8 protein-coding genes are annotated in these 10,611 nt (G+C 50.1%); 3 read left to right on the top strand and 5 right to left on the bottom strand.

The window, feature by feature from the left end:
• Positions 1-209 precede the first annotated feature (209 nt).
• Positions 210-530, top strand: a complete 321-nt coding sequence (locus tag Q3A88_RS21030) for a hypothetical protein (RefSeq protein WP_317178589.1) — start codon at positions 210-212, stop codon at positions 528-530.
• A gap of 259 nt (positions 531-789) precedes the next feature.
• On the opposite strand, the gene dppF is transcribed toward Q3A88_RS21030, so the two are convergent.
• The 5 genes from dppF to dppA all read right to left on the bottom strand — a co-directional run bounded on the left by dppF (position 790) and on the right by dppA (position 6,565).
• On the bottom strand, positions 790-1,800 hold the full coding sequence (gene dppF / locus Q3A88_RS21025; protein ID WP_010281080.1) for a dipeptide ABC transporter ATP-binding subunit DppF: 1,011 nt from the start codon (positions 1,798-1,800) through the stop codon (positions 790-792).
• Entirely contained in the window at positions 1,797-2,777 is a 981-nt protein-coding gene (gene dppD, locus Q3A88_RS21020) for a dipeptide ABC transporter ATP-binding protein (RefSeq protein WP_110164343.1), read from the bottom strand. Before dppD ends, dppF begins: the two co-directional genes overlap by 4 nt.
• A 13-nt stretch (positions 2,778-2,790) precedes the next feature.
• Entirely contained in the window at positions 2,791-3,693 is a 903-nt protein-coding gene (dppC, locus tag Q3A88_RS21015) for a dipeptide ABC transporter permease DppC (RefSeq protein WP_014917084.1), read from the bottom strand.
• Between the two features lie 13 nt (positions 3,694-3,706).
• Positions 3,707-4,726, bottom strand: coding sequence for a dipeptide ABC transporter permease DppB (dppB, locus tag Q3A88_RS21010; RefSeq protein WP_010281089.1), 1,020 nt, complete (start codon positions 4,724-4,726; stop codon positions 3,707-3,709).
• A gap of 231 nt (positions 4,727-4,957) precedes the next feature.
• A complete protein-coding gene (dppA, locus tag Q3A88_RS21005) occupies positions 4,958-6,565 on the bottom strand; it encodes a dipeptide ABC transporter periplasmic-binding protein DppA (RefSeq protein ID WP_010281092.1) in 1,608 nt (535 codons plus the stop codon).
• A 903-nt stretch (positions 6,566-7,468) separates the two neighbouring features.
• Here dppA and Q3A88_RS21000 point away from each other — a divergent pair.
• Both Q3A88_RS21000 and Q3A88_RS20995 read left to right on the top strand, forming a co-directional pair.
• Complete coding sequence (locus Q3A88_RS21000; RefSeq protein ID WP_146207466.1) at positions 7,469-8,152, top strand: hypothetical protein; 684 nt, start codon at positions 7,469-7,471, stop codon at positions 8,150-8,152.
• 595 nt (positions 8,153-8,747) lie between these two features.
• Complete coding sequence (locus Q3A88_RS20995) at positions 8,748-10,091, top strand: 2-hydroxycarboxylate transporter family protein (protein ID WP_039281491.1); 1,344 nt, start codon at positions 8,748-8,750, stop codon at positions 10,089-10,091.
• The last annotated feature ends 520 nt before the right edge of the window (positions 10,092-10,611 follow it).

The raw sequence follows: 10,611 nt of genomic DNA, 5'->3' as shown, positions 1-10,611 counted from the left end.
GAGCATGCCGATCCAGAACTGGCGGCTGGCGATGAGCCGTTTTATTATCGAGTTCGGCGACCGCATTGAAGGTCACCTTTAATTAATAGGGGTGGCAGTTACACAGAATGATTTACAGGGTCGACAATATCGAACTCTATCTTAATGATATGTATTCAAATCATGTTATTAGGGTTTTCGATTATTTTTTACCTGATGATGAAAAAAGAATGGCGTATGTTATTGATGAAACAATTACTATAGCTACATTATCTAATGGTTTAATTAAATCCGTCGGTTGCAATGAGAAATATAAGGGTTGTTACATGAACTCTCTACGCACTGGAATGAGAATGTCCGATATAATTAAATTGACTGATAAACAACGTATATTCAATGGTTGTATTATAGTTAATGATGATTTTGGTTTTTCGATTGATCTTCCAGCTCCATATGATGAAATAGCAGATGATATAGAGCACGTTCCTTTAGAGCTTAGTCTAAAAGAAATGAGAGTTGCTGACTATTATTCATGGAAACCGAAGAAATAAATAAAATCCGGAAACGATCTCAACGATCCTTCCGGCTTTTTATTATCCGCCGTCTACAGATTAATCTCCGTCTCAATCCTCCCCCCGATCAACCGTCAGTTATCGACACCTCGGTGATAAAGCCCGACTCTTCAGCCAGCGGCCTTTAAGGTTAATCGCTGACGGTGGGTGAAGTTTGTTCAAATATGACGGAATAGCGTGGGGCAAAAACCAAAACCCCCACGCTCCATCAAAGCGGCGTGGGGGCGTTGAAGGCAAACTAGGCTACAGCGGTGCCCTGTTCGTCTTGATCGACGGCGAAGCAGGCGACCTGCTGTTCGCCGTAGGTTTTCAACTGCGGCTGGAACTGTGTACAGGTACTGAAGCAGCGCTGGCAGCGAGCGTTGAACGCGCAGCCCGGCGGTGGGTTCAGTGGGCTGGGCAGTTCACCCGTCAGCTTGATGCGTTCGCGGCGTAAATCCGGGTTCAGGCGCGGCGTCGCGGAAAGTAACGCCTGCGTATACGGGTGGCGCGGGTTGTTGAAAATGGCATCTTTACTGCCCTTCTCCACACAGCGGCCCAGATACATCACCATCACTTCATCAGCGATATGTTCGACCACGGACAGATCGTGCGAGATGAAAACGTAAGACAGCCCCAAGTCCTGCTGCAAATCCATCATCAGGTTCAGCACCTGTGCGCGAACCGACACGTCCAGCGCGGAAACGGGTTCATCAGCAATCACCACATCTGGGTCCAGCATCAATCCACGGGCGATAGCGATACGCTGACGCTGGCCACCAGAGAACATATGCGGATAACGGTCGTAATGCTCCGTTTTCAGCCCCACTTTTGCCATCATCGCCAACGCTTTTTCACGACGTTCAGCTTTTGACAGTTCCGTGTTGATCTGGAGTGGTTCCTCCAGGATCTGGCCGACTTTCTTACGCGGGTTCAGCGATCCATACGGATTCTGGAAAACGATCTGGATCTTCTGCCGACGCAGCTTCTGTGCTTCAGGATCGTGCTTCAGCAGATCCTGTCCCTGATAGTACAGTTCGCCATCAGACGGGGTTTCGATCATCGTCAGCAAGCGACCCAGCGTGGATTTTCCACAACCGGACTCTCCGACCACCGCCAGCGTTTTACCGCGTTCCAGCGTAAAGGAAACGCCGTCCAGCGCTTTCACCATCCGCTCTGGCGCGAAAAAGCCCTTTTTCACCGGATAGTGTTTTTTCAAATCAATCGCATGCAGCAAATACGGCTGCGATGGTGCGTTCAGTTCACTCATAGGGTTGGCCTCCCCGCATCATCCAGCGGTGTATGACATTTCACCTGACGACCAGGAATATCGCGCAGAACAGGTTCTTCCTGACGGCAGCGGTCTTGCGCATAGGGGCAGCGCGGGTTTAACAGACAGCCGTTCGGACGGTCATATTTACCGGGTACCACTCCCGGCAACGATGCCAATCGGGATTTATCTGCCGCAAACTCCGGCAGCGCACGCAGCAGCGCCTGGGTATACGGATGGCGGGGTGCGCGGAAAATATCTGCCGCTTTGCCTGATTCCACCACCTGTCCGGCATACATCACGATGATGTGATGTGCCGCTTCGGCCACCAGCGCCAAATCATGGGTAATCAGGATCAGTGCCATATTCTCGCGCTGCTGCAATTCGAGCAGCAGTTCGATGATCTGCGCCTGAATGGTCACGTCGAGCGCCGTGGTCGGCTCATCGGCAATCAGCAACTTCGGCCGACAGGCAATCGCCATCGCGATCATCACGCGCTGGCTCATCCCACCGGAAAGCTGGTGCGGATACACGTCAAGACGCGAACCTGGATCAGGAATCCCAACCAGCGTCAGCAGGTCAATCGCACGCTGACGACGGGTTTTGCGGTTACCGCCCTGATGCACCTTGATAGCTTCCATGATCTGGTAGCCCACGGTGTAGCACGGGTTCAGGCTGGTCATCGGGTCCTGGAAAATCATCGCGACTTCAGAACCCACCAGATTGCGCCGTTCTTTTTCAGAAATTTTTGTTAAATCACGCTGGTTAAATTCCAGCTTGTCGGCCATCACTTTGCCGGGGTAATCAATCAGCCCCATAATCGCCAGCGAGCTGACGGACTTACCGGAGCCGGATTCCCCGACGATACCGACGACCTGACCTTGTTCAACCTGGTAGCTGATACGATCGACCGCACGAAACGGCAGATCCTCATCACCAAAGTGAACCGACAGTTTATCTACATTGAGCAACGCCATCTCTCTACCTCTGCTACTGCTTGAGTTTGGGGTCGAGAGCGTCACGCAAGCCGTCCCCCATCAGGTTAAACGCCAATACCGTCAGTAAGATTGCCAGACCAGGGAACGTCACCACCCACCAGGCGCTTTGCGCAAACTGCAAAACGTCCGACAGCATGGTGCCCCACTCTGGCGTTGGCGGCTGTGCGCCCATACCGAGGAAACCCAAAGCAGCCATATCAAGAATGGCGTTAGAAAAACCGAGAGAAGCCTGCACAATCAACGGTGCCAGACAGTTAGGCAGAATGTTGACGAACATCTGACGCACCGAGCTGGCTCCCGCCACACGTGAAGCCGTGACGTAATCGCGATTAACTTCCACCAGCACCGCCGCGCGGGTCAAACGGACATAGTGCGGCAATGCCACGAAGGTCAGTGCCAGCGAGGCATTCACAATCGAAGGTCCGAAGACGGCCACCAGCACCAGCGCCAGTAGCAGGCTCGGCAGTGCCAGCATGATATCGACGATACGCATGATGAGCGCATCGACCACACCACCGAAATACCCGGCCAGCAGGCCGAAGATCACCCCCAGCACCAGCGACAGCACGACGACCAGACAGCCAACCAGCAGCGACAGACGCGCGCCGTACATCAGACGGGACAGGACATCACGCCCGACGTCGTCCGTTCCCAGAATAAACTGCCAGCTTCCACCCTCTTGCCAGACCGGCGGACGAAGCAGCGCATCGCGGAACTGCTCAGCGGGTGCATGCGGAGCCAACACGTTGGCACCAATGGCGATAATCAGCATCAGCACGACATACACCATGCCAACGACCGCCCCTTTGTTACGTTTAAAATAGTGCCAGAATTCCTGTAGCGGGGTCATCGGCTTCGGTGCGCTATTTACAACAGGTTCAGTGACGTGTGTCATCTTAGCCTTCCCCTTATTTCTTGTGACGGATGCGTGGGTTAACCACACCGTAGAGCACATCTACCAGCAGGTTCACCAGAATGATCATGGTGGCCACCAGCAGTACGCCGCCCTGAACCACCGGATAGTCACGACGCTGCAACGCATCGATTAACCACCGACCCAGCCCCGGCCAGGAGAAAATGGTTTCCGTCAGGATCGCCCCGGCCAGCATGGTACCGACCTGTAAACCAATTACCGTTACCACCGGCAGCATCGCATTACGCAACGCGTGCACGACAATCACACGCAGACGGCTCAGCCCTTTGGCACGAGCGGTACGAATGTAATCCTCACCCAGCACTTCCAGCATCGCGGAGCGCGTCATGCGCACAATCACCGCCAGTGGAATGGTGCCCAGCACGATGGCAGGCAGGATCATGTGTTCAACCGCGTCGATAAAGTCGCCTTCCTCGCCCCAGAACAGGGTATCGATCAGCATAAAGCCGGTTAGCGGCATGCTGTCATCAAGGAAAATCGTGTCGCTGATACGTCCCGAAACGGGGGTAAGGTCAAGCTGAACGGAGACCAGCATAATCAGCATCATGCCCCACCAGAAAATAGGCATGGAGTAGCCCGTCAGTGCCAGGCCAACAGAGGTATGATCGAAAATGGAACCGCGTTTGACCGCAGCCAGCACACCAACCGGAATCCCCACTGCGATAGCAAACATCATCGCGCAGATACCCAGTTCCAGCGTCGCTTTGAAGCGAGGCACAAATTCTTCCCACACGGGGATACGGCTCTTAAGGGAGATCCCCAGATCGCCCTGCATCACACCGCCAATATAGTGGAGGTATTGCTGCCAAAGCGGCTTATCCAGCCCCATTTCAGCCAGCAATTGCGCATGACGCTCGGCGGAAATACCCCGTTCCCCCGCCATGATCATCACCGGGTCGCCCGGAATCATGTGCACGAACGCGAAGGTTAATAGGGTGATACCAATAAACGTTGGGATAACTAACCCCAAACGCCGGAGTATGAACTGCAACATATCCCGAACTCTCTATTCATGCCCGCTGGCTCATTGGCCATCAGGCTTATCATTGCTCACAGCTAAAAAATCGCCAGGTGCGATTTTAAACGTCGTGTGCGACGGCCCGCAGGATAGCGGGCAGGGAAGACAACCATAAATTTAACGGGCAAGAAACCCCGCCTCCACGGCTCCTCTAACGAGAAACCGCAAGGTCGGGGTTTGTAGTGTCCGTGAAATCTAGTGGCTGACTTAATCCAACGTCACGTTGTTGAAGCTATGCACACCACGCGGCTGAACCACATAACCTTTCACGTTTTTACGTACAGGTTCGTACACGGTAGAGTGCGCGACAATCAGCGCCGGAGCCTGATCGTGCATCACAACCTGTGCCTGCTTGTACAGTTCAATACGTTTTTCGTGATCGGAAACGGCGCGCGCCGGTTGGATCAAGTCTTCAAACGGCTTGTAGCACCACTTGGAGTAGTTGGAGCCATTTTTGGCAGCGTCGCAGCTGAACAGGGTCGCGAAGAAGTTATCTGGATCCCCATTGTCGCCTGTCCAGCCCATCAGCACGGTCTGGTGCTCGCCGTCTTTCGCACGCTTCAGATACTCGCCCCACTCGTAGGTGACGATCTTGGCTTTCACGCCCACTTTCGCCCAGTCGGACTGAATCATTTCCGCCATACGACGCGCGTTCGGGTTATACGGACGCTGTACCGGCATTGCCCACAGGTCGATAGAGAAACCGTCAGCCATACCCGCTTCTTTCAGGAGCGCTTTCGCTTTCTCAGGATCGTAGCTGTAGTCTTTAACGTCGTTGTTGTAGCCCCACATGGTCGGCGGGATCAGGTTAGTTGCGGCCTGGCCGGCTCCCTGATAGACCGCTTCGATAATGGCAGACTTGTTAACCGCATAGTTCAGCGCCTGGCGAATCTTGACGTTATCCAGCGGTTTTTTCTCAACGTTGTAAGCCAGATAGCCAACGTTCAGGCCAGGCTGTTCCATCAACGTGATGTTTTTATCTTCTTTCATCTTCGCGAGATCGGCCGGGTTTGGATACGGCATGATCTGGCATTCGTCTTTTTGCAGCTTGGCATAACGTACAGACGCATCTGGCGTGATAGAGAAGACCAGACGGTCAACACCCGGCTTAGTCCCCCAGAAGCCTTCAAAGGCTTTGTACAGAATACGAGAATCTTTCTGGTACTGCTGCAGCTGGAACGGGCCTGTACCGATTGGGTTCAGGTCAATCTTCTCTGGCGTACCGGCTTTCAGCATCTTATCCGCGTATTCCGCTGACAGGATGGAAGCAAAGTCCATCGCCAGGTTTGCCAGGAATGGCGCTTCAGGGCGGTTCAGCACAAAACGGACGGTATAGTCGTCTACTTTTTCGATTTTGCTGACCAGTTCCGGCATACCCATACCCTGATAGTATTCATAGCTGCCGCCAGATACTTTGTGGTACGGATGGTTGGCATCCTGCTGACGCATGAAGGAGAAAATCACGTCATCGGCATTGAATTCACGAGAAGGTTTGAAATCCTTGCTGTCTTGCCATTTCACGCCTTTGCGCAGATGGAAAGTATAGGTTTTGCCGTCTTCGCTAATATCCCATTTTTCAGCCAGACCCGGACCGGTGTCCGTGGTGCCGTCTTTAAATTCCACCAGGCGGTTATAAATAGGAATAGAGCTGGCATCAAACGTTGTACCGGAGGTAAACAGCTGTGGGTTAAAACCTTCCGGGGAGCCTTCTGAGCAGTACACCAGCGTCTTTGCCTGAACGCCTGCAGCGACGGACAGGGCGAGCAAGCCAAGGCCGAACTTCAACACCCTTGATTTAACTAGGGATTTTTCCATTACTTGTGCTCCATTGTGGATGATGTTGTGTGCTATACCCGCCATACTCCAAGCTGCATACGCGTTAATTCTGTCGTTAAACGCACAGTGGTTAACAGCGCTGATATTCCGTCCTGCATCTCGAAATCAATTGGGCATGGTTGGCCAGACCTGTATTTTTACGAACTGTGGTCTGTACCCTGTCGCCCGAAGGCAAAATTAAAATAATGAGGAAGAGGAAAGGGGTTACCAAAACCGATGGCCGCCACGCTGTTGGATATAGTCATAATAACTACAACGTATACCTTGACGCGCCACAACCGGCTCACGGATGCTGGATGAAGACGTAGAATCATTCAGACAAGCCGTTGCTTTCCTCCTTATATCCCTATGACGCCCTCAATTTCTCAACAGATGGCGGTGACGTCAATATAAGCAGTAAGGATTTACAAAATTTCCTTACATTTTCTTAAAAGAGAAAATACAAGCTCATCACCTTACCAAAGGTGGATGTTTTGCCTTTTTCGGAAAAAACAGCGATAAAAACCGATAGATTGCGGGCATAAAGAAATTATCACCATTAAAAAAACTATAGTCATCTGGTCTTACATGTCCAAGATTTGAGCACTATTTTTTGTTAAAAACGTTAACAGCAGGTGAAAATCCTGACGGATAATAAGAAATTCTGATATTTACCACGGCACCATAAGTAGGCAAATGACTATCTACGCTACATAAAAAAACTTATCTCTGCCCTTTTAACTGACCAAAAAACACCTTATCCCGCCAGATTTTCACCCCACTTTTCGCCAATATCGCTTTCACTTTTTGATGCTGCGTATCTGATTAGATCGGGATAGAATTAATCCATGCCGCAACAATTATTGTTGTATCGGTTGTATTGCTGACAAGGAAAATAGCTCGATGAAAGGAATAGTGAGCGTTGTGTTGTTATGTACTTCATTTCCCTGTTTTGCAGCCTGGGGTTATGAGATGACGATGTGCCGTAATGGCGCGTTTCCTGATTATCCAGACCAATACTCTGTCGCCAAAATCACGGCGGCGCATGGCGATAAAGTCCACTTTTACGATGATGATGTCAGGAATGGATGCCCGGATAATAAGGCAATTTGCCAGTATGAAACCCATCTGAAAGCGGGTGACAACGTGATAGTGGCACAGGAAAAAGACGGTTGGTCCTGCGTGTGGCATTTTGGCAAAAAATCCGAATTCGTCGGTTGGGTGGAGCCGGCCTATCTTAAAAAACAGCCCATCAAAACGGCAGATATCAATGCCTGGCTCGGTTCATGGCATGAGTATGGTAATAGCATAAAAATTACCCGTGGGAAAAACGGCACGCTTCATCTAAAAGGTAAGGCGACCTGGCATGGTGGCGTATCAAGTTATGGTGAACGAATTGTCCATTACGGAAACATTTCTGCCTCGGCGATACCAAACGGCAATAGGCTCCAATGGGGTGATTCGCTTGAAGAGTTTGAATGCAAGGGCGTGATGCATCTGATTAACGGCAATTTGATCGTGGAAGATAATGGTAATTGTGGCGGAATGAATGTCCGTTTTAACGGCATTTATCGTTTGAAAAGGTAATGTGTCAGCCAGAGACCCTGCCCTCTCGGGTTATCCCCGTGGCAGGGTATCTACTGGCAGAAAATGATATTGCTCAATAATTAATTGGCTATTTTAGTTAAATAAATATTTTCACTAAAATGAAAACACGCTATTTACTTATTCTCATAAAGTGGTATTTTTCACTCAGTGAGTTACCTTTCCTTCTGTTTTAACCCTTCACATTCCCTCGATAAATTATTTTAATTACAAAAAAACAATATAAGTTATTTAAAATAGAGTTGCTGATAAGTTCACAAATACGTAATTAACGTATTATTTTTAACATTCCCTCATGCTAGATTACCCTCCAACAGGATTCATTGTTAAATAACATCAACCATTCCTTATCTTTTTGTTACTAACTGATAAAAAACAAAAAAACGTATTTTTCTGCTTTTTTATAATAAACATCCCGCCGCCATTGGCATTAGCAAGGCTCGATATCCACACCGATATCGGCAAGCAAAAGCCAATAAGATGCGTCGATAACGATGCGTTACCAATATCCTCAACGATATTACACGGCAGGTATGTCATTTCTTTCTGTACCAACTGTCCTAGCAGGGTGAATATAATGAAAAAAATTGAAACTGATATTTTATGTGAGAACGATCTCGCTCTGGAAACACAAGAATCGTTTATCGGGGGATTTTTTAAAAAGAAAATCGGCTCCGTTCCCGTTGCGCTTTTTGTGGCGATTGCCGCCATTGTCGCTATCGCGGCCTACGAAGGATATTTGCCTAAAAATATGATTGGCGGTTTCGCAGTCATCATGACGATGGGTTTTTTACTGGCACACATTGGCAGCAACATTCCCGTGTTCAAAGATATCGGCGGCCCGGCCATTCTGTGCCTGATGGTGCCGTCCGTTATGGTGTATTTTGAGTTGTTCAACGACAACACCATGAAAACCGTACACCTGCTGATGAAAGAGGCGAACTTCCTGTATTTCGTCATCGCCTGTCTGGTGGTCGGCAGTATTCTGGGTATGAACCGCAAGATCCTGATTCAGGGGATGGTGCGCATGTTCGTTCCTCTGGTCATCGGCACCGCAACCGCACTGGCAACCGGTTTACTGGTTGGTAAACTGTGCGGCTATAGCTTCTATCACACCTTCTTCTTCATTATCGTGCCAATCATCGGTGGCGGTATTGGTGAAGGCATCCTGCCATTATCTCTCGCCTACTCTGCCATTCTGGGACAAACCCCAGATGTGTATGTGGCTCAGTTAGCGCCTGCTGCCGTCGTCGGCAACATCTTCGCAATTCTGTGTGCCGGCGTGCTGTCCCGTCTGGGGATGCGCCGCAAAGATCTGAACGGCGAGGGCCGTCTGGTTCGCAGCGATGAAGACAACGCGATGTTTGCCGTCAATGAAGCACCAAAACCGGTTGATTTTCATCTGATGGGCGGCGGACTGTTGATGATTTGCGCCTTCTTCATCGTCGGTGGCCTGTTTGAGAAACTGGTACACATCCCAGGCCCCGTGCTGATGATTCTGATCGCCGTGTTCTGTAAATACGGACGCGTGATTCCAGCGATTATGGAAACTGGTGCGCACAGCGTTTACAAGTTCGTATCCAGTTCTCTGGTGTGGCCGCTGATGATCGGGCTGGGCATGCTGTATATCCCGCTGGAAAGCGTCGTCGCAGTATTCTCTGTGGGTTATGTCATCGTCTGTGGTTCTGTGGTGCTGTCCATGGCGCTGGTGAGCTTCCTGATTGCACCTTACCTGAACATGTACCCGATTGAGGCTTCTATCGTAACCACGTGCCACAGCGGGCTGGGCGGTACGGGTGACGTGGCTATTCTGTCTGCTTCTAACCGTATGTCTCTGATGCCATTCGCACAGATCGCTACCCGTATCGGCGGCGCATCTACCGTCATCGCCGCAACGCTGCTGCTGGGCTGGGTTGCTTAATCTCAGTATCACGGTTTCCCTCAATCAGGGGGAAACCTTATTCTGAATGAGAAAAACCATTTAAGCCCGTATACACAGCATTCCAGCTATGCCGTTATCTGTGTCACAGGTTCAGAACCACGCTCCGCTACCCCATCAACCGCGTTCTTATCTAACCTTTTTGAAAATGATGAGAATCAGGGCCACGCAGATGGGGAAACCAATTAATACGGCCGAATACATGGAATCCATAGATTCTCGCATATCAGCTAATATCGCAAAATGGTATTCAACTGGCACTGTTTTATCAGATAAAAAAACCATTCTTTCCTTATCTTGAACATGTCCAAAAGAAAAAAGAGCAATGCTTATCAAATAAAAAAAAGAGACAAAGAAAATACCGAACCATCGATAAAAGGACCCTGTAAATCATTCTGTGTAACTGCCACCCCTATTAATTAAAGGTGACCTTCAATGCGGTCGCCGAACTCGATAATAAAACGGCTCATCGCCAGCCGCCAGTTCTGGATCGGCATGCTCC

It is taken from the genome of Pectobacterium sp. HCp5_1 (assembly GCF_032905925.1).
Taxonomy (GTDB): Bacteria; Pseudomonadota; Gammaproteobacteria; order Enterobacterales; family Enterobacteriaceae; genus Pectobacterium; species Pectobacterium brasiliense_A.
Note: the sequence above shows the minus strand (reverse complement) of the source record. Positions and strands in the feature narration are given on the sequence as shown.